This window comes from Saccharothrix lopnurensis (genome assembly GCF_042658445.1).
Lineage (GTDB): Bacteria > Actinomycetota > Actinomycetes > Mycobacteriales > Pseudonocardiaceae > Actinosynnema > Actinosynnema lopnurensis.
The window spans coordinates 292,437-312,004 of record NZ_JBHSQO010000002.1 but is presented as its reverse complement, the minus strand read 5'-3'; the positions used below and the strand labels follow the sequence as shown (position 1 = coordinate 312,004).

The window sequence follows — 19,568 nt, the reverse complement described above, 5'->3', positions numbered from 1 at the left end:
CCACGCCGAATATGCGCTTGTGTCGAGTGACGAGGGTCACAGCGTTCTCCACCGCTCCTCCGGCCACCGGTCCGTCGCGCCGCCCGCGCGCGGGTGCGCCACGGGCTCGGGCCGCGGGTGGGCGATCCCGTGCCGCCCGCGGGGGTGCGCCGCTCCCGGCGAACCCGTTGGTGGACGTCGGGCACCACCGCGGGGTTGCCCGGATCACCCGCCCGGGACGCGCCGGTGCCGCCAACCCCCGAACGGGCGAGCCGGCGGCCGGCTACCCTGCCGGGCATGAGCAGTGAGCGGACCAAGGGCCTCCCCGCCGTGCCCGAGTCGTTCCTGCCCCGCGAGCACGTCTTCTACCGACCGCGCCACAGCCACCGCCAGCGCGGCGCGCTGATCGCGGCGACCGCGTTCTTCTGCGTGCCCCTGCTGCTGCTCGTGGTCGGCGTCCGCCCGGCCGAGTTCGAGAACCGGAAGCTGGCCCCGTTCCCCTCGGTCACCGCCGGCTGGGGCTTCTTCACCGGCCTCAACTCCTGGGCGGCCGACCACCTCCCGCTGCGGGACAGGGCCGTGGCCGCCGCGGACGGGGTCAGCCGGGGCGTCTTCGGCGAGCCCTACCCGTTCGGGGAGAAGCACGACACGGGCCCGGTGCCCGGCCTGGTGCCGGACCAGGAGGCCGAGGACGTGCCGCTCACCGGCGTGGAGATCCCCCGGGCCAGCGGGTTCCCGGTCGTGGTCGAGGGGCGGGACAACTGGCTCTACCTCGGCTACGACGTCCAGGCCGCCTGCCAGCCGAACAAGTCCCTGGACGAGGTGTTCGGCGGGCTGAACGCGCTGCGCGCGGGCGTCGAGGCGTCCGGCAGGCGGTTCGTGCTGGTCGTCGCGCCCAACAAGGCCACCGCGGTGCCCGAGCACCTGCCCGGGAGCTACCTCGGCGGCAAGTGCCACGACGCGGCGCGGGACGAGTTCTGGCGCCGGCTCGTGCCCGACACCGGGGCCCTCGACCTGCGCGCCGGGCTGCGGGCGGAGGGGGAGCGGCTCGGCCGCCCCGTCTACGACAAGATCGACACGCACTGGACGCACGAGGGCGGCCTGGTGATGGTCCGCGCGGTCGCGGAGGCGGTGCAGCCCGGCTCCACCACCCGCTGGCGGCAGACTGAGGCGCAGGTGTCCCAGGTGGCCGGCGATCTGCCCACCCTGGTCGGCCGCACCCAGAAGCGCCCGGTGCAGGTCTACGACCTCGCCCCGGACGGCGGGACGGTGCGCAGCCGCCCGGTCCGGGACGACCTGCGGGAGCCCAAGCGCTTCACCCAGCCGCGGGGGTCGGGCGGGGTGACGCCGAAGGTCGGCCTGATCGGGGACTCCTTCGCCTTCACCATGAGCAGCTACCTGGTCGGCGGGTTCGCGGACCTGTCCATGGTGCACAGCGACCTGGTCGGCACCGACCCCGCCAAGGTCGGCCGGATGCTGGCCGAGCAGGACGTGGTGGTGGTCGAGGCGGTCGAGCGCAGCCTGGTGGCCGGCATCAACACCCTGCTGGCCCCCGGCGCGGTCGACGCGATCGTCGGCGAGCTGGCCAAGCGCCCCCGCTGACCCCGCTGACCCCGCTGATCCCGCCGACCCCGCCGACCCCCGGGGCCGGCCGCCGGCCCGGTTCCCGAGCCCGACCCCCGGCCGCGCCGGTCACGCGCTCAGCGACCGCTGCCAGGTGCGGTGCGGGTGCAGGTCCAGCGGCCGGAGCGGGACGTCGGGCCGGTGCCGGTGCAGCAGCACCTGCTGGACCAGCTCCGAGGGCACCTCCCCGGTCGCCACCCGCAACCAGAAGACGTGGTCCTCCAAGCCGTCCAGCAGCGGGTCCTCGGTCCACCCGCCGAACGCGTCGACCACCGACCGCCGCACCAGGTAGCCGGAGCCCAGGTAGGGCAGCAGGCGCAGCCTGCGCTCCTCCGGCGGCAGCGCGCCGACCAGGCCCTCCACCGGGTCGCCGACCGGGCAGTGCGCGACGTCCGCGGCCGTCGCGAGCAGCCGCTCCAGCAGGTGGCGCGAGGCCCGCAGGCCCGCGTCCACCACCAGCAGCCACTCGGCGCCGGACCGCTCCAGCAGCCCGTTCCGCGCGACCCCGCGCCCCAGCGGCGTCTCGTGCTGGAGCACGGCGGTGGCGTGCCCGCGCGCGGGCGGGGCCGTGCCGTCGACGCAGACCAGCAGCCGCTCGGGCCGCACCGTGCCGCCGAGCAGGTCCAGCAGCAGCTCGTCCGGGTCGGGCTCGCCGGGTCGGTGCACCACCAGCACGTCCACGTCGGCCGTGCCGGAGCGCGCCGACGGGTGCTCGTGCCAGCCGCGCCCGGACACCCGCTGCGCGAACGAGGTCCGCTCCACCGCCAGCGCCGCGGCGGTCACCTCCAGGTCCAGCACCTCGCGGCCCAGCGAGGGCACCCCGCCGAACCTCGGGTCCCACGACGGCGTGTCCACCGCCAGCGGCGGCTGCGCCGACTCGGCCTGCGGCGTGGGCAGCGCGGGCAGCGGCGCGGGCGTCCCGGGACCGGCCAGCACGGTGGCGGCCAGGTCCACCAGCGCGCGGGCCGAGCCGAGCATGTCGAGCCGGTCGCGGACGAAGTCGTAGCCCGCCAGCCGCAGCTCGCGCTCCCGGTCCGGCCGGGCGGTCAGCGCCGCCGCGACCGCGCCCAGCGAGCGGGCGCGGGCCACCACCAGGTGCTCGCCCGGGACCAGCGGCTCGATGTCGGACGAGGGCTCGGTGACCACCACGCAGCCGTTGGTCAGCGCCTCCAGCACCCGCACCCACTCCAGCGCCTTCGACTGCTCGCGGTGCAGGTTGATCAGCACCCGGGAGTCGGCGAGGTGCCGGAACTTCTCCTCACCGGGCAGGAAGTCGACCCGCCGCCCGCCCATCGGCTCGTGCGGCGGGGTCAGCAGCCGCACCCGCAGGTCGTCCAGGTCGGCCGAGAACGAGTTGAGCAGCACCGACCGGCGCCGCTCCGCGGTGCCCAGGTAGGTCACGTCCACGTGCCGCTCGGAGTCGGGATCGCCGCCCCAGCGGTCCCACAGCGGCGTGTACCCGAGCTGGAAGTGCTCCACCGCGACGCCGCGGCGGCGCAGCTCCGCGATGGAGTCGAGGTTGATGTCCACCGCGCCGGCCAGCGACGGGATCAGGCCCGCGGTGCGCTCGAAGGTCGTCGTGCCGGGGTGCTCGACGCAGAACGCGATGGTCCGGGCGCGCAGCGCGGCGGACGGCCGGTCCGCCACCGGCGTCACGTAGAAGTACTCGTGCGGCACGACGAGGTAGACGGTGTCGTCGGCCGGCGCGGGGAACCGGCCGACCGCGGTGCGCGCCCGCCCGCCCGCGCGCCGCACGGCGTCCGCGACGACCTCGAACAGCTCCTCCATGAACGCCGAGCCGCCGGCGGCGGACACCAGGCACAGGTCGGGGCTCACGGCTGGCGCCCGCGGCGGCGCACGGCCCGCAGCGGCGCGGTCACCCGCCAGCTCACCGTCGCCCTGGTCGCGGCCAGCTCGCGGGCCAGGCGCGCGGCCCGCGCCGCGGCGGCGGCCACCCGGTCCCGCTCGCCCGCGGGCGTGGTCGGCGCGGGTCCGGCGGTCTCCACGCCGCCCGTGCCGGCCAGCGCGAGCTCGGCGTCCAGCAGCCGCAGCCGCAGCCGGTCGCGTTCCGCGCGGGTCCGGGTCAGCTCGGCGCGCAGCGCCTCCCGGTCCTGGTGCGCGCCGGCCAGCTCGGCGCTCAGCGCCTCGTCCCGGTCCTCGCGGTCCGAGCCCGTCCGGACCCGGTCGCCCAGCTCCGAGACCTGCTCGGCGAGCCGGTCGCGGTCGGCCATCAGCCCGCGCGTCGTCTCGTCGGCCTCGCGCAGCTGCTCGAGCAGCCTCTCCCGCTCGGAGACGAAGACCACGCGCTCGGCCCGCAGCCTGGTCAGCTCGGCGCGCACGGGGCCGGGCAGGTCGGTCAGGTCCTCGTCGGTCATGCCACGTCCCCCTGTTCGGCGATGGTGCTGAGCACCTCGGAGTACTCGTCGGCGTAGCCGGTCGGGTCGAGCCAGCCGCGCAGCCGGTCGAACGCGCCGGCGGCGACCTCGGCGCGCCGGGCCGCGGGCGTCTCCACGGCCCGCAGCAGCGCCACGGTCAGCGCGTCCACGTCGTTCGGCTCGAACAGCCAGCCGGTGACCCCGTCGTCGATCATCTCGCGCGCGCCGAACACGTCGCTGGCCACGACCGGCAGGCCGCAGCACACGGCCTCCAGGATCGACCGGGGCAGCGACTCGACGTCCGAGCTGTTGACGAACAGGTCGGCGGCGTGGAACCACGGGGTCGGGTCGCGCTGGATCGGCACGAGCCGCACGGAGCCGTCCAGCCCGTGGCGCTCGACCAGCGCGTCCAGCGCCAAGCCGTAGGGCGTCGGGTGCTGGCCGACGACCGCCAGCCGCAGGCCCGGGAACACCGGCCGGATCCGCTCCACCGCGGAGATCAGCGCGGCCTGGCCCTTGCGCGGCTCGACCACGCCCACGTTGAGCAGCAGCAGCGCGTCGTCCGGCACGCCCAGCGCCCGGCGGGCCTCGGCACGCCTGCGCTCGCTGATCCGACCGCCGAACCGGACCATCGGCGTGCCGTAGCGGATCGTGCGGCACCGCTGGGGCTCGGAGTAGCGGGCGAACATCTCCTTGGTGGCGTCGGCGACGAACAGCAGCCGGTCCACCTCGCCCAGGCTGTGCTCCCAGCGCCGCTTCACCGCGGGCGCCAGGCCGGCGGGGCCCCAGTTGAGGAAGGAGAAGTCCGCCAGCTCGAAGCTCTCGTGCACCACCCAGGCGGTCGGCAGCCCGGCCCGCTTGGCCGCGTCGGCCGCGCTGAACGCGCCCAGCGTGTTGACCAGCGCGACACCCGCGCCGGACGCGGCGGCCAGCAGCGCCAGCTCCGACACGTGGCCCTCGTAGGCGGCCAGGTCGCCGGTCCGGTAGTGCGAGGTCAGGTGCACCGGGATGCCCAGCGCGGCGCAGTCCTCGCGCAGCGGGCCGTCGATCGGGGTCACCACGGTGGCGGCCCAGTCGTGCTTCTTGACCAGGCCGGTCAGCAGCTCCTGGAGCCACAGCTGGCCGCCGCCGATGGCGAGGCTGTGCGTGAACACCAGGACGTGCCGGGGGTCGGTGCGCGGGGTGACGCGCGCCAGCAGGTCGGTGCTCTGCCGCTCCAGCAGCTCGGCGAGCAGGTCGTCGGACGCGTCGCCGGCCGGGTTGCGCACGGTCGCGAACCGGGTCGGCGTGTACGCCTCGCCCACGCCCTCCGTGACCATCCGCACCCGGACCGACACCCGCCGCTCGCCGCCGGGCGGCACCGCCACCGGCACGCGCGCCTCGAACCCGCTGATGCCCGCCTCGGTGAACTCGGGGAACGCCGCGGCGACGTCCGGCCGCGGCAGCCGCGTGCGCGCCCGCACCGCAGGGCTGCCCTCCACGAACACCTCGACCAGGCTCGGCACCTGGCTGTTCAGCATCGCCCAGCCGCTGACCAGCACCAGGTCGCCGCTCACGGTCGAGTCGGCGGCCGGGCCGTCCAGGTCGGCCAGCAGCAGCGGCTGCCCGCCGTCGGGCGAGCCGACCACGACCACCTCGGCCGCCAGCGGCTCACCGCCCGGCCCGTGCACGCTGATCGGGTGCGCCCCGTTCGGCAGCGCCTCGGCGGCGGCCGCGGCCCAGCCCAGCGCACCGCGCGGCGCGCCGGGGAACCCGACCTCGCGCACGGCCGCGGGCCGGCCCGCCAGGTGCACCACCAGGTCGGAGACCGACCCCACGCCCGACACCCAGCCGCGCACCTCGAACCGGTGCCCCACCGGCCCGTCCGGCAGCTCGACGTACCCGATCACCGTTCCCCCTCAGCACCCGGCGACGGTTTCGCCCAACCGCGTCCGCCACGCCGCTCTCAAGTAGTCCTGCTCGCGCCGCAGCCCGGCCCCGGCCGAGGCGCCGCTGATCCGCGTCGCCTGGAAGCGCGCCTCGCGCTCGGCCGCCTCCTCGACGAAGTTCGGCGCGTGGCCGAGCAGCACGCCCAGCCACCCCGCGAGGTCGCGGACCGTCGTGCACTCGCCCGCGCCGCGCCACCCGGCGCCCGCCAGCTGGTCGGCGGTCAGCAGCACGCCGCGCTGCTCCACCTCGGCCACGGTCACGCCCGCGACCTGCCACTCCAGGTCGATCGCGCGCAGACCGCCCGCGGTGACCACGAGGTTGTGCGGCACCAGGTCCCAGATCGCCGGGCCCAGCGCGTCCGCCTCGGCGCGCAGCAGGTCCCGCCAGCCGCACAGCGCGTCCTCGACCCGCCACGGCTCGTCCAGCACGGTCGACAGCAGCGGCCTGCCCTCGTGCACCGGCTCGGCGTAGGCGCGCACCGACACGAGGTCGTCGCCCTGCGGCAGCAGCGGGGTGCGCCGCACCTCGCCGTCGACCACCTCGGCCCTGGCGCACCAGCGCGCCGCGCGCTCGGTGTTGAAGTACACCGCGAGGCGCCGCTCGGGCCACAGCGGCGGTACCGCGTCGTCGTCACCGGGGCCGTCGTCGGCGGGGCCGTCGTCGCGGGCGGCCACGACCAGGAAGCTGTTCCAGACCTGGTCGCCCAGGCCGGCCGCGACGAACTCGCGCCACACCGCGGCCTCGTCCACCGGGCGCGGCTCGTCGTGGCCCCAGTCCGGGCTGGGGAACCTCGGGATGCCGCACGCCAGCTCCGGGTGCGCGCGCACCAGCCCGGCGTCCAGGACCGCCCGGGTGATCTTGTAGTCCGGGAAGCAGCCGAGCGTGCGCGCCACCCGGTACCCGGACCGGGCCAGCAGGTCCTCCAGCGGCTTGCGGGCGAACGTGCGCGCCGGCGCGCCGCCCGGGTAGCCCTGCACGCCGTCCCAGCGCTTGCCGCTGTGGTCCTCGTGGCCGCCCGCCAGGTACTTCACGCCCAGTTGGTTCTCGATCGCGAGCACCAGCGCGCCACCGGGTCGAAGCCTGCGCCGGGCCGACCGCAGGAACTCCTCGTACGGCGCGTCCGACCGGTCACCCGCGCCGACGTACTCCAGCACCCCGACGACGAGCACCAGGTCGTAGGCGGGCTCGTCGGGCACGTCGTCGACCAGCCCGACGAACACCCGCACACCCGGCAGGTCCGCGGTGCGCCCGGCCGCCACCTCCGCGCGGGCCGGCACGGGCTCCACGGCGTCGACCGCGGCGACCCGCTCGCCCAGGTACCGGGTGATCGCGCCGCACCCGGCCCCGACCTCCAGCACCACCGCGTCGGCGGGCAGGTCGAGGGCGCGCAGCACGTTCGCGCGCCCCCGGTCGAGGTGGTACCGCTCGGCCCAGGTGCGGCCGGCGTAGTGCAGCTCGTCGCTCAGCGACCCGAGATCGGCGGCCTCGTCGACGATCGCGGCGACCATCTCCTCCCCGCCGTCCAGGTACGAGACGGCGGGGGGACCACCGAGCACCGGGCAGCGCCCCTCGGGGTGCAGCCCGCGCAGCGGAGTGGCGGGTGAGGTGGTCACTGGACCGCGGGGAACTGCTTCAACACCGCCTTGACCTGGTCCTGGAAGCTGCCGCTGAGCGCCGCCTCCTGCACCAGGGGGGTCTGCGTGATGTCGACGAGCACGACGTTGCTGCCCGACAGGTACATGCCCCGGTAGCGGCCCACCTCGGGCGTGACGCGCTTGTCGAACACCAGCGACGCGGGCATCCCGGGCAGCGGGTCCTTGATGTTGATGAAGCTCTCGGCGCGCTGCGCGAGCGCCAGCTGCTCGGCCAGCTCCGAGGCGGCCGTCTCGTCCTCGGCCGGGATCACCAGCACCGAGAACTTCTCCGCGCCCTTGCCGTCGGCCACCGGGCTCTTCGTCGCGCCGCGCCAGGCCACGTTCTCGACCCGGGCCTGCACCAGCACCTCGGCCTCGTCCGCGGACAGGACCTCGTCGGTGGGCAGGTCCTGCGGGGTGAGCACGCCGCCGTCGACGTCCTTCTTGGCGTTGAGCTCCGGGATCTGCGCCAGCAGGATCTCGTTCGGGTCGGTCGGCGTCGGCGACGTGGTCGTCTGCGCGCTGGTCGTCGTGTCACCGCCGCCCTGCGTGTCGCCGCTGCCCCGGGTGAAGAACCACACACCACCCGCGACGGCGGCCAGCAGCACCACCACGCCGGCGATGACGGCGATCTTCTTGCCCTTGGAACCGGAGGAGGAGTCGTCGAACACCTCCGGCCCCTGCGCGATCCACGACGGCTGGTCCATCGGGCGGTAGGGGTCGTTCGGGCCGCCCCACGGCGGGGTCGCGCCCATCTGCGGCTGGTTGGCCTGCCACCCCACCGGCGGCTGCTCCATGCCGGGCGGCGGCGTCACGGGGCGCACGTACTGGGTGCGCTCGGAGTCCTTGCCGGACTGGCTGACGACCTGGGTGGCGTCGGCCTTGTTGCCGCCGCTGACGACCTGGGTCGCGTCCGGGGAGGCGGCGCCCTGCTGGGGCTGCTGCTGCTGTTGCTGCTGGGCGTCCCAGCGGAACGGCTGGCCGAACGGGGTCTGCGGCTGGTTCTGGGGTGCCGCGGGCGTGGCGCTCGCGAGCAGCTCATCCCTGCGACGGCGGTAGTCTTCAGCCGAGATCCGGCCTTCGGCCAAGGCGCTGTCCAACTGCCGAAGATCGTCTTGCCAGGACATCGTGGGCCCCTCCAGTGCTGCTCAGGCAAAGGTCATTGTGACGTACGCGGGAGCACTCCCCGCGTGCGCCTCCGGTCGTGCGGTCCCCTTGATCAGCCGCCGAGGACCGTGGTGATCCGGTAGAGCCGCCCACCGGACGCGACGAGGACCACGCCGTCCTCGGTGCCGGGCCCGGCGACCGCCCGCCAGCCGGCCCGTCCCGTCCCGTTGACGACCTGGAGGACGTCGCGGCGGGGCAGGCCGACCGCGCCGCCCCCCACCACCGTCCCACCCCGGTCGGTGACCAGGACGCAGTCCGGCGTCCGGCCGCCGACCATCGCCCAGCCGTTGACCTCGGTGCCGCCGGTCACCGCGCCGGACTCGACGGCGCCGGAGGTCTGCTGGTCCTGGCCCGGCGGGGGCAGTTCGGCCGCGTTCGCCAGGTCGATCCGGGAACCGAGTTCCGGGCCGCCGCAGCCGAGGGTGAAGTCGTCGGTGAACGGGTAGACGCCCATCGCCCGCAGCACCGGCGTGAACTGCGGGTAGGCGAAGTTCTTCAGGATCACGGAGTCGGCCTGGAGGCGCATCGCGACCGCCAGCACCGGTTGGAGCGGGTACTTGTTGCGCGTGGTGACCGCCCACGTCGCGCCGATCGCGTAGGTGGCGACGGCCGCGGTGAGCACGGCCGCCACGACGTGGGTGGCGGACTGGGCGTGCGCCCGCGCCGCCAGCAGGACCACGAGCGCGGCCAGCGCGAGCAGGGCGATGCCCGCGTACCGGGGTGCCAAGCCCTCCGCCGCGCCGTACCGGCCGCGGCCGAGGCCGATCATCGTGGCGGCGAGGACCATGTGCGCCGCCAGGCCGTGCCAGCCGGCCGACGCGCGCCCCCGGTCGTCGCGCACCGGTTGCAGCGCGGGCACGGTGAGCATGGGGTCGCCCGAGGCGGTCCCCTGGTCCAGGCGCTCCCGGTCGGGACGCTCCTGGTCGAGGCGCTCCAGGACCGGACGCTCCGGACCGGGGTGCTCGCGGCCCGGGTGCTCCCGGTCCAGGCGCTCCCGCACCGCGACCGCGAGCAGCACCGCGAGCAGCCCCGCCGTCAGCGTCCCGCCCGCCAGCGCGAAGTCCGCCGACGCCGCCGCCCACACCTGGCCGAGCGTGGTCAGCGCGGCGCTGAGGTAGGTGTCGGGCCCCGAGATGAACGGACCCGGGTACCCCGGACCCCGACCGGCCAGGTACCAGACCACCAGCACGACCACGCCCAGCGGCACGGGCAGCACCACGCGCCACAGCCGGTCCCGGCGCAACCAGGCGACCAGCGCCAGCGCCGCCCACACCGGGAAGCCCGCGCCGTGCCCCAGGCAGGCGATCGCGCCCAGCGCCGCGGCGGGCAGCGTGTGCCCCCGGTGCGCGAGCGCGATCGCGACCACGGCCGGTGTGAGGCCGAGCAGCCAGTGCGCGCCGCTCATGCCGATGCCGAAGTACTCGGTGGCGGCGGAGGAGAAGGTGAGGGCCGACAGCGCGGCGACGACGGCGGCGCGCTTGGTGCCCGTGAGGGCGGGCGGCAACATGCTCACCAGGCAGCCGAAGATCGCCAGCGCCATGAGCACGCTGAACAGGCTCAGCGGCCAGTTCTGGCCGTCGAACAGCTTCGCGTCGAGCCAGAAGAGCAGCGACACCAGGACCGCCGGGTGGTCGTTGTGCAGCACGAACAGCTCGGCGGGCCGCAGCTCGCCGGTCGGGGTGGTGACGCGGCCCAGCAGCAGCCAGAAGTCGCCGTAGTTCAACCTGGGGGAGCGGAACGCCTCCACCACGGCGAGCACGAACGGGACGGCGGCCAGCAGGTGGAGCGACAGCGGGGCGGCGCGTCCGCGGCGACGCGGGGGCCGCTCGGCCCGTCGTTCGGCCAAGACCTCTACTGCCACCTGTTCACCATCACCATTCCGTGCCGAACCTCCGTGCGGGGTTATGAGAACGCACAAAGGTACCCGGCACGGTGAAGACGACCGGATCGTTACCCGGTCGCCGGGTTCCGTGATGGCGCGCACGCAACGTCACATGTGGTGACGTACCGTGCCCGCGTGGTTTCCGCAGCACTGCTCCAATGGCAGTCGAGCCGCAAGGCGAAGCTCGACAACCTGCTCAAAGCCCACCTGGCCGTCGGCGGCTCGAAAGCCGGCCGCCGCTGGGCCACCGAAGAACTGAACCACGCGATCATCCTGAGACTCGCCAGCGAGTTCCAGGGTTACTGCCGCGACCTGCACGACGAGGCGATCCAGTTCGTGGTGCACTCCACCGCTTCCGCCGACCCGGAGGTGCGCCGGGTGCTCACGTTCTCGTTCCTCGCCGCCCGCAGGCTGGACCGGGGCAACGCCGAGCCCGGTGCGCTGGGCAACGACTTCAGCCTTTTCAACGTGGACCTGTGGCCGAACCTGCACGCGCACTACCCGACGAAGTCCTCCGAATGGCGCCGCAGGCTCGAAATGCTGAACAAGGCCCGCAACGGCATCGCGCACGACGACAAGAAGAAGATCGCCGACGTGGTCGCGGCCGATTGGCCCCTGACGCTCCCGTCCGTCAAGCGGTGGCGCAGTGGCCTGGACGGCCTGGCCAGGGGCATGGACCATGTGGTCAACGAAAGCTTGCGACAACTGCTGAACAAGGCACCGTGGTGAGAGGAGGGCACGTGAAGAAGATGCCCAAGCTCGGCGAAAGGGTCCGCGTCCCCTTCGGCGGCAGCATGCACGAGGGCGAGGTGGTGCGCACCTCCGACTTCGGCATCGGTCCGCTCGTGTTCGTGGCCGTGGAGATCGAGGGCGCCGACGAACCCCTGCAGGGCATGTACGAACTGGAGTACGTCGAACCCGTCTCCGCCGCCTGAACCACCGGGCGGGTGCTGTCGCGGCACCCGCCCGGCCCGCGAAAACGCGATGAACCCCCACCCCGGGGGCACCTAGGATGTGAGAGCGCTCCCCACACGGCGCGGTGTGTGCGTCAGCTGCCCACCCCCGAGGGGCCCCCGCGTGTCCCGCGGCCCCCTCGACCACCGCTACCGCGGCGAGCACCCCGTCCGCACCCTCCTCCACCTCTACCGCGAGGACCGGACCCGCCTCGGCGCCGCCGCCTTCTTCGTCAAGCACAGCACCACCTGGCTGACCCGTCGTCACCACCGACGTCGTGGTGGAGCACCGACCGCTGGTCGGCGTGTGGGTCGGCGCGGGCGTGCTCCCACGACGAACTGCTCCGCACGGGCGGGCTCTGCGCGGCCCAGGCCCGGTCCGCGTAGGCCCGGGGGGCGGGCCGGTCCGCTCCGGGACCGACCCACCCCCGGGGGTCAGCCCTTCTTCGTGAGCAGCGTGGGCCCGACGATCTTGCGGGCGATGCGGCGCCACCGGTTGCGCGACGTGGCCGCCGCGGTCGCCGGCTTCGCGGCGGTGACTGCGGACGCAGCGGGGGCGGGGGTGGGGTGCACGGCGGGCGTGACGGGCGCGGCGACCACGGTGGGTGCGGCCGACACGTCGACCGCGGGCTGCGCGGGAGCGGACGCGGGCGGCGCGGCGGGCACGTGCGGCGCGATCACGGTGGGTGCCGGTACGAGCGGCGCGGGGACGGCCGGCGCGACCGCGGTGGGCGCGGGGATCGCGACGGGGGCGGGGACGCCGAAGCCCGCGGGAGCACCCGGGACGACGGCCGGCGCGGGCCGCTCGGGCGCGGTCGGCAGCAGGCCGGACATCCCCTGACCGATCGGCGGCGCGGAGATCCGCTGGAGCTTGGTGGTGACCGCCGCCATGGGCGTGAGGTCCCTCGCGGTCATCGGTTCGGCGGTCGGCCACGCGGGCTCGCCGACGGGGACGGGCTGGATGCGCATCGTGGGGGTGTCGTTGCTTCGCTGGGGCTGGGTGGGCACCTGGCTGGACGTCACGGCCCGATCTTGCCAAAACACGCTTGGTCACCCTTTCGTGGGCAATCGACAGGTGGTCAGCAGGGTCAGCAGAAGATCAGCCCGCACTGCCGGCGGGTGGTCGTCGTCGTGGTCGTGGTGGTCGGTCGGCGCGAGGTGGTGGTCGGTCTGGTCGTCGTGGTGGGCCGAGTGGTGGACGTGCGGGACGTGCTGGGGATGCTCGAAGTGGCGCTCGTCACCGAAGTGGTCGAGGCGGAGGACGAGGCCGAGCCCGACGAGGTCGGGCTGGAGGAGGAGGCCGGCGTGGAGGACGCCGTGGTGTCCGAGGCGCTCGACGCGGTGGTGCCGGGTCCGGTGGCGGTCCGGCTGGGCTGGTCGCTGCCCTTCACCACCACGATGTGCCCCATGTCGGACGGGCCCGGTCGTGGGGGCGCGGGAGCGGCGGCCGTCGAGAAGCCGACGAGGGCCGCGAGCGCCGAACCGACCAGCGCGCCCAGGGCGAGCCGCCCGGGGCCGCCCAACTCGGTGAGCATCCACCACGACTACCGGGCATCACCCGAGCGGGTCAAATCGAGTGCGACAACTGGCACCGGCCCAACACTTCGGGTATCAGGCCGGTACCAGCGGTGTGCCGCTCAGCCCAGGGTGGCGGTCAGCGTGATCTCGGTGCCCGCCAGCGCCTGGCTGACCGGGCAGTTCTTCTTGGCGCCCTCGGCGGCGGCGGTGAAGCCGTCCGCGTCCAGCCCCGGCACGACCGCGGTGACGGTCAGGTGGATGCCCGTGATGCCCTTGCCCGGCTGGAACGTCACCTCGGCGGACGTGTCGACCGTCTCCGGCGGGGTGCCCGCCTGGGCCAGGCCGTGCGACAGGGCCATCGAGAAGCAGGACGAGTGCGCGGCCGCGATCAGCTCCTCCGGGCTGGTCTTGCCGTTGGCCTCCTCCGCGCGGGAGGGCCAGCTGACGTCGTAGCTGCCGATGCCCGACGACTCCAGGGCAACGGTGCCGTTGCCCTGGAGCAGGTTGCCTTCCCAGTGCGTGGTCGCCTTGCGGGTGGTGGCCATGTCAGAAACTCCGTCTTCGACGAGGGAAACCCTTCGGCACCAACCTAGTGGTCAGGTCCGGAAACCGCCGCCGGCGTGATCGAGAACGCGAAAAAAAGGCCCCCGGTGCGGACACCGGGGGCCTTTTCGAAGAGCGGATGACGAGACTCGAACTCGCGACCCTCACCTTGGCAAGGTGATGCGCTACCAACTGCGCTACATCCGCCTGACACGAAGAACTATAGACCATCCCTCAACCGGGGTTCGAACCGGGGGGCACCGAATCGGCCAGCAGGCGGTCGACCTCGGTCAACCGCTCCTGGGACCACCGCCACTCCCACAGCGGCCGGACCCGCTCGACCACCTCGGCGGGCAGCCAGGGCGCGACCTCGTCCCGCAGCTCCCACTCGTCGAACACGTGCTCGTAGAAGCTGACCACCGAGGCGTCCGACAGGAACCGCTCGGGCTGCCGGAGGCACCAGTGCGCGAACCCGTAGACCCGGTGCAGCACCTCGCGGTCGTCGTCCCGGTGCGCCTCCAGGGCGAGCTGCCACAGCTCGGACAGGAACACGTGGCACGACCACGACTCCCGCTCGACGACGGCGCTCAGTTCGGGGAAGAGGGCGGAAGCCCTCGTGCGCCAGTCGACCACGCGGCAGGAGGTTACCCGTCGTGCCGTCCCGGGCCACGGGGTCGCCCACCACCTGACGCCCACCCGTGACCGCCCCGTCACCGACCGCGAACGCGGTGTGCGCGAAAGGCAGGCGTGCCGCGTGGGCCGAACGGCCCACACCGGCCGGGGGGTCTTCGGTCTCGGGTCGCTATCACTTCGGGCGCGCCACCACCGGTTGTGGCATCTTGACCAACGGAGCACAGGGCGGGCGGGAGGTGCCGGGCGGGATGGCCGGAGATGCCGATTTCGACCGGGAACTGCTCGCCAGGGTGCGCGCCGGCGACGACGCCGCGTTCGGCGAGCTGTTCACCCAGCACGCCGACGCCGTCCGCCGGTTCGCCCTCCGGCACGTGCGGGAGCACGCCGAGGCCGACGACCTGACCGCGGAGGCGTTCTTCCGCGTGCTCCAGGCGATCCGCCGGGGCTCCGGCCCGACCGACCACGTCCGCACCTACCTGCTGACCGTCGCGCGCCGGGTGGCGTGGGAGTGGAGCGGCAGGCGGCGCGACGTGCCGGTGGAGGACGAGGAGCTGAGCAGGCGCGTCGAGCCGTTCCCGGACGTCACCGCGAACCGGCCGGAGCACGTCCTGATCTCCCGCGCGTTCACCAGCCTGCCGGAGCGGTGGCGCACCGTGCTGTGGCAGGTCGAGGTGGAGGGCGCGCGGCCGGCGGCGGTCGCGCCGAGCTTCGGCCTGAGCCCCAACGCGATGGCGGCGCTGGCCCGCCGCGCCCGGGAGGGCCTGCGCGCGGCCTACCTCCAGGCGCACCTGGCCGAGGACACCGGGCCGCGGGCGTGCAGCTCGGTGGTGGCCAAGCTCGGCACGTACGTCGCGGGCGGCGTGCAGGGCGCGGAGCACCGGCGCATCCGCAAGCACCTCCAGACGTGCTCCTCCTGCAACTCCCTGCACGCCGAGCTGACCGAGGTGTGCTCGACGCTGCGGGCCCACGCGGCGAGCACCGCCGTGCCGGTGGCCGCGGTGGCGCTGGCCGCGCCGGCGCTGGTCACCTCCGGTCTGGTCACGCCCGGCCTGGTCGCGCCCGCGGTGCTGGGCAAGGCGGCGCTGCTGGCCGGCCGGGTGAAGCTGGTGCTGGCCGCCGCCGCGTCGGCCGCCGCGGTGGGGCTGTTCGGGGTGCTGGCGGGCACCTTCACCGGCGCCCCCGGGCCCGCGCTGCTCCAGCCCGGCCCGGACGGCGCGCCCGGCGGGAACGTGCTGGCCCTGTGCACGCCCGAGGTGACCGCGACCGGCACGGCGACCAGCACGCCCTCGCCCGTCGCCGCGCAGCGGGCCGTGCGCACCGGGACCGCGCCGCGGACGGTGCGGCCGACCGGACCCGCGCCGACCACCACGGCCGACGAGGCGCCCCCGGTGGTCCCGGTCGACGCCGGGGCCGAGGTCCCCGCCGGGGAGCGGTCGCTGGTGCTCACCGGCACCTCGGCCGAGGTCTCCGCCGCCACCGACCCGTCCGACCCGACGTCCACGACCCCGGTGGGGACGGCCAGGACCGAGCCCGAGCAGTCCGTCGCCACCACGACCGGGGCGACCACCACCGGCGCGCCGACCACCGGGGTCACCACCACCGGCGCGCCCACGAAGACCGCCGCCGAACCATCCGCGGCCGAACCACCCGCCGCCAAGTCGCCCGCCGCCAAGTCGCCCGTGGTCGGCGTCGCGGCGACACCCGACCGGCTCGAACCCGCATGACTGGGGGTTTTCACCCGCGAGGTGCAAGACTTTGCCGGTAGCGTGGAACGCGCTCGGTGATCGCTCGACGCCTCGTAGGGAGACGGTGATGACGCGGCTGGTGCGCGGCGCGGACGGCCGGATGTGGACGGTGCGCAGCCAGGTGCAGTGGCGCAACCCGGCGGCCGACGCGGACTTCGAGCACGACGTGAGCGGTGGCGCCGGGCCCGGCGTGCTGATGCTGGCCATCGTCGTGGTGATGTCCGTGGTGCTGGTGGCCTGGACCCCGGCGGACGTCGTCGTGCCGGCGTGGCTGGTGGTCGCCCTGGTGCTGGTGTTCCTGTTCTTCCCGGCACGCTGGGTGGTGCGGCGGCCGTGGGTGGTCGCGGCGGAGTCGAAGAAGACCGAGGAGCTGCCGCCGGAGCGGTGGGTCGGCACCGTGCGCGGGTTCCTGACCGTGCGCGACGAGGTGCGCAACGTGGCCCGCAAGATCGAGATGTACTCGCTGCCCGACCTGGACGGCCCGCTCCAGCCGGTCGACTAGGCGCGGAGCCGGGCTCGCAGGTCTGGGCTCCAGGGTCCTGGCTCGCGGGTCTGGGCGCGCGGGTCCGGCGCGCGGGTCCGGGGGTGGTCGACTGATCGCCGTTCCCGGGCGACACTGGTCGGGTGCCGGAACTGCCCGAGGTCGAGGCGCTCGCCCACCACCTGCGCGAGCACGCGGTCGGACTGCGCGTGCACCGGGTGGACGTCGCGTCGTTGCAGGTGCTCAAGACGGTCGCACCGCCGTGGACCGACCTCCGGGGCCGGGAGGTGACCGGCGCGGCCCGGTTCGGCAAGCACCTGGACCTGGACTGCGACGGCCTGCACCTGGTGGTCCACCTGGCCCGCGCCGGGTGGCTGCGCTGGCTGACGACCCTGGCGGTCGCGCCGCCGAAGCCCGGCCGGGGGCCGCTGGCGCTGCGCGTGCACCTGGGCCCGCCGGGGGAGGGGCCCGGGTTCGACCTGACCGAGGCGGGCACCAGGAAGGGCCTGGCGGCCTGGGTGGTGCGCGACCCGGCGGAGGTGCCGGGCATCGCGCGCCTGGGCCCGGACGCGCTGTCGGTGACCCGCGCGCGGCTGGAGGAGCTGCTCGCCGGCCGGACCGAGCGGCTCAAGACCGCGCTGACCGACCAGACCCTGCTCGCGGGCATCGGCAACGCCTACTCCGACGAGGTCATGCACGTGGCCCGGCTGTCGCCGTACGCGACCGCGGGCAGGCTGCCCGAGGAGGCCCTCGACCGGCTGCACGAGGCGGTCACGACCGTGCTCACCGACGCGGTGACGCGGTCGGTGGGGCAGTCGGCGGCGACCCTGAAGGGTGAGAAGCGGTCGGGGCTGCGGGTGCACGGGCGGACCGGTCTGCCGTGCCCGGTGTGCGGTGACGCGGTGCGCGAGGTCTCCTTCGCGGACAAGGCTTTCCAGTACTGCGCGACGTGCCAGACGGGTGGCCGGCCGCTGGCCGACCGGCGCCTGTCGCGGCTGCTCAAGTAGGTCACACGACCGGGTGGGCTTGATCCGGGCGCCGCTGCTCCCCGCCCCCGGCGGGAACTCCTCCGGTGTCCGCACGACCACCTGGAGGACTGATGAACAAGCGCATCGCCGTCGCGCTGGCCGGTGCCGCGTTGGGCGCGACGACCCTGGCGGGCGTCGCCCTGGCCGCGCCCGCCGAGGAACGGCAGGACCCCGCCGACGAGACCCGCGCGGTCATCTGCCGCGTGCTGGAGGAGCTGGAGGGGCTGGAGGGCGTCGACCTCTCGGACATCCTCGACGACCTCAAGTGCGATGACGAGGACGACCCGACCGAGACCACCACGACGACGAGGGCGGCGGCCGCGAACGGGGGCGGCGGCGCGGTCGAGAGCCGGTACAAGCCGGAGAACCCGAACCACTACGTGCCCAAGCCGAACGACTACCTCGACATCCCGAAGCCGAACGACTACCTCGACATCTGAGAGGCGGGGGCGCGGCCCGTCCGGGACGCGCCCACTTTCAGTGGCCTTGGCCACCGGCCGTCACCTGATCGGGTATACGCTGCGTCACTGATGCCGTCAAAACGCCGGTTGCGCACCCCGCCGGCCGCCCCCGCCCTTGCCTACCGGCCCCCCACGGCACAGCATGGACGCCGTGCGTGACCTCCTGACCGAGCGCGCGGTCCTCGGGCTCATCGCGACGCTGGCCGTGCTCGGCCTCTTCGTGATGCTGTGCCGCGCCCGCCGGGTCAGCACGTCGGTCGAGGACGCCGTGATGGACATGCTGCACCGGATGTCCAAGGCGTCGGCCGACCTGCGCGAGGGCCTGAACGAGGACGCCGCCAACAAGGCCACCCCGCACCTGCGGGAGATGCTGCGCTGCGTCGCGGTCGGCATCACCGACGCCGAGGGCACGCTGCTGTCCTGGGACGGCGAGGCGAACGACCACTACGAGTTCCTCCGCCCGTTCATCGAGCACGCCATCGGCGGGGGGCACAAGGAGCACGTCGAGCACCGCAAGCTGGACTGCGAGCTGCCCGGCCCGTGCCTGATGCACACCGCGGTGATCGTGCCGCTGGAGGTGGAGCACGACGTCGCGGGCACGTTGATCGTGGTCAGCGGCGTGGCGAACAAGCGGCAGATCCGGATGGCCGAGGAGACCGCGCGGTTCGTCTCCACGCAGCTGGAGCTGGAGGTGCTCCAGAAGTCCCGGCAGGCCCTGGCGCAGGCCGAGGTGAAGGCGCTGCGGGCGCAGATCTCGCCGCACTTCGTCTACAACGCGCTCAACACCATCTCGTCGCTGATCCGCACCGACCCCAAGCACGCGCGGGAGCTGCTCCAGGAGTTCGCGGAGTTCACCCGCTACTCCTTCCGCACCGACGGGTTCTTCACCACGCTCGCCGACGAGCTGACCAACATCCACCGCTACCTGACCATCGAGCAGGCGCGGTACGGGTCGCGGCTCAACGTGCGGCTCAAGATCGCGCCCGAGGTGCTCCAGGTGGTGCTGCCGTTCCTGGTGCTCCAGCCGCTGGTGGAGAACGCCGTGCGGCACGGCCTGGCCAAGAAGCCCGGTGGCGGGCTGCTCACCGTGATCGCCGAGGACAACGGCGCGGAGGCGCTGATCTCGGTCGAGGACGACGGCGTCGGCATGGACCCGGACCGCCTGTTCGAGGACCTGAAGGACGCCCACCAGACGGGCGCGCACGTCGGCCTGGGCAACATCAACCACCGGATGCGGGCGGTGTTCGGCGACGACTACGCGCTGGTCGTGGAGACCGCGCCGGACGCCGGCATGAAGATCATCCTGAAGATCCCGAAGTACAGCCGGGGCGTGCAGACCAACCTGCCGCTGGTGCCGCCGAGGCTGGAGGACACCGCCGAGCAGGCCGCGATCCGCGCCTGAGGGACTTCGTCAGGCGGCGGCCACGGCCAGCACCGTGACGACCATGACCGCGCAGATCGCCCAGACGACCCACATCCAGTAGACGTGCATGGGGCTCGGGCCGTCCGCGTTCTGCCGGCCTCGGTCGTCCCACCACTCGACGTAGCGTTCGAGCCACCGGATCGGGTTGAACGTCACCGGCCGATGTTAGCCCCGCGCCCACGCCTTCCGGGCGC

Annotated in this window: 19 protein-coding genes and 1 tRNA gene; 8 read left to right on the top strand and 12 right to left on the bottom strand. The window is 74.3% G+C overall.

Translation table 11 applies throughout. The annotated features are described in order from the left end of the window. Positions 1–276 precede the first annotated feature (276 nt). Positions 277–1,581, top strand: a complete 1,305-nt coding sequence (locus ACFP3R_RS03560) for an alginate O-acetyltransferase AlgX-related protein (protein WP_380632720.1) — start codon at positions 277–279, stop codon at positions 1,579–1,581. A gap of 90 nt (positions 1,582–1,671) precedes the next feature. Here ACFP3R_RS03560 and ACFP3R_RS03555 read toward each other — a convergent pair whose 3' ends face one another. From ACFP3R_RS03555 to ACFP3R_RS03530, 6 genes are all read right to left on the bottom strand, one after another. Beyond that, positions 1,672–3,438 (bottom strand): glycosyltransferase family protein, encoded by a 1,767-nt coding sequence (locus tag ACFP3R_RS03555; RefSeq protein WP_380632717.1) that lies wholly within the window; start codon positions 3,436–3,438, stop codon positions 1,672–1,674. Next, positions 3,435–3,977 carry a hypothetical protein gene (locus ACFP3R_RS03550; RefSeq protein ID WP_380632714.1) on the bottom strand — a complete coding sequence of 181 codons (543 nt, stop codon included), beginning with the start codon at positions 3,975–3,977 and terminating at the stop codon, positions 3,435–3,437. Before ACFP3R_RS03550 ends, ACFP3R_RS03555 begins: the two co-directional genes overlap by 4 nt. Beyond that, positions 3,974–5,866 carry a glycosyltransferase family 4 protein gene (locus ACFP3R_RS03545; RefSeq protein WP_380632711.1) on the bottom strand — a complete coding sequence of 631 codons (1,893 nt, stop codon included), beginning with the start codon at positions 5,864–5,866 and terminating at the stop codon, positions 3,974–3,976. Before ACFP3R_RS03545 ends, ACFP3R_RS03550 begins: the two co-directional genes overlap by 4 nt. Before the next feature lie 9 nt (positions 5,867–5,875). Continuing rightward, complete coding sequence (locus tag ACFP3R_RS03540; RefSeq protein ID WP_380632708.1) at positions 5,876–7,519, bottom strand: class I SAM-dependent methyltransferase; 1,644 nt, start codon at positions 7,517–7,519, stop codon at positions 5,876–5,878. Beyond that, the gene (locus tag ACFP3R_RS03535; RefSeq protein WP_380632706.1) at positions 7,516–8,640 is read right to left on the bottom strand and encodes a hypothetical protein; all 1,125 of its coding nucleotides are present in this window, start codon (positions 8,638–8,640) and stop codon (positions 7,516–7,518) included. Before ACFP3R_RS03535 ends, ACFP3R_RS03540 begins: the two co-directional genes overlap by 4 nt. A gap of 119 nt (positions 8,641–8,759) precedes the next feature. Continuing rightward, positions 8,760–10,568, bottom strand: a complete 1,809-nt coding sequence (locus ACFP3R_RS03530; RefSeq protein ID WP_380632703.1) for a hypothetical protein — start codon at positions 10,566–10,568, stop codon at positions 8,760–8,762. A gap of 156 nt (positions 10,569–10,724) precedes the next feature. On the opposite strand from ACFP3R_RS03530, the gene ACFP3R_RS03525 reads away from it, so the two are divergent. Then, positions 10,725–11,318, top strand: a complete 594-nt coding sequence (locus ACFP3R_RS03525; protein ID WP_380632701.1) for a hypothetical protein — start codon at positions 10,725–10,727, stop codon at positions 11,316–11,318. An 11-nt stretch (positions 11,319–11,329) separates the two neighbouring features. After that, entirely contained in the window at positions 11,330–11,524 is a 195-nt protein-coding gene (locus ACFP3R_RS03520) for a hypothetical protein (protein WP_380632698.1), read from the top strand. A gap of 453 nt (positions 11,525–11,977) precedes the next feature. Here ACFP3R_RS03520 and ACFP3R_RS03515 read toward each other — a convergent pair whose 3' ends face one another. The 5 genes from ACFP3R_RS03515 to ACFP3R_RS03495 form a co-directional block, all read right to left on the bottom strand. Next, the gene (locus ACFP3R_RS03515; protein ID WP_380632697.1) at positions 11,978–12,565 is read right to left on the bottom strand and encodes a hypothetical protein; all 588 of its coding nucleotides are present in this window, start codon (positions 12,563–12,565) and stop codon (positions 11,978–11,980) included. 65 nt (positions 12,566–12,630) lie between these two features. After that, the gene (locus ACFP3R_RS03510; RefSeq protein ID WP_380632694.1) at positions 12,631–13,077 is read right to left on the bottom strand and encodes a hypothetical protein; all 447 of its coding nucleotides are present in this window, start codon (positions 13,075–13,077) and stop codon (positions 12,631–12,633) included. A gap of 102 nt (positions 13,078–13,179) precedes the next feature. After that, positions 13,180–13,605 (bottom strand): OsmC family protein, encoded by a 426-nt coding sequence (locus ACFP3R_RS03505; protein ID WP_380632691.1) that lies wholly within the window; start codon positions 13,603–13,605, stop codon positions 13,180–13,182. A 132-nt stretch (positions 13,606–13,737) separates the two neighbouring features. After that, a tRNA-Gly gene (locus tag ACFP3R_RS03500) sits at positions 13,738–13,810 on the bottom strand. Positions 13,811–13,837: 27 nt separating this feature from the next. Then, positions 13,838–14,236, bottom strand: coding sequence for a DUF7674 family protein (locus ACFP3R_RS03495; protein WP_380632688.1), 399 nt, complete (start codon positions 14,234–14,236; stop codon positions 13,838–13,840). Positions 14,237–14,442: 206 nt separating this feature from the next. On the opposite strand from ACFP3R_RS03495, the gene ACFP3R_RS03490 reads away from it, so the two are divergent. From ACFP3R_RS03490 to ACFP3R_RS03470, 5 genes are all read left to right on the top strand, one after another. After that, on the top strand, positions 14,443–15,960 hold the full coding sequence (locus ACFP3R_RS03490; protein ID WP_380632686.1) for a sigma-70 family RNA polymerase sigma factor: 1,518 nt from the start codon (positions 14,443–14,445) through the stop codon (positions 15,958–15,960). Positions 15,961–16,048: 88 nt separating this feature from the next. Beyond that, positions 16,049–16,483 carry a DUF983 domain-containing protein gene (locus ACFP3R_RS03485; protein WP_380632684.1) on the top strand — a complete coding sequence of 145 codons (435 nt, stop codon included), beginning with the start codon at positions 16,049–16,051 and terminating at the stop codon, positions 16,481–16,483. A gap of 122 nt (positions 16,484–16,605) precedes the next feature. Next, positions 16,606–17,469 (top strand): DNA-formamidopyrimidine glycosylase family protein, encoded by an 864-nt coding sequence (locus tag ACFP3R_RS03480; RefSeq protein ID WP_380632682.1) that lies wholly within the window; start codon positions 16,606–16,608, stop codon positions 17,467–17,469. A 92-nt stretch (positions 17,470–17,561) separates the two neighbouring features. After that, a complete protein-coding gene (locus ACFP3R_RS03475; protein WP_380632679.1) occupies positions 17,562–17,930 on the top strand; it encodes a hypothetical protein in 369 nt (122 codons plus the stop codon). Positions 17,931–18,093: 163 nt separating this feature from the next. After that, complete coding sequence (locus tag ACFP3R_RS03470) at positions 18,094–19,353, top strand: sensor histidine kinase (RefSeq protein ID WP_380632677.1); 1,260 nt, start codon at positions 18,094–18,096, stop codon at positions 19,351–19,353. Positions 19,354–19,362: 9 nt separating this feature from the next. Here the strand turns inward: ACFP3R_RS03470 and ACFP3R_RS03465 are convergent, their stop codons facing one another. After that, entirely contained in the window at positions 19,363–19,530 is a 168-nt protein-coding gene (locus ACFP3R_RS03465) for a hypothetical protein (RefSeq protein WP_380632676.1), read from the bottom strand. Positions 19,531–19,568: the final 38 nt, after the last annotated feature.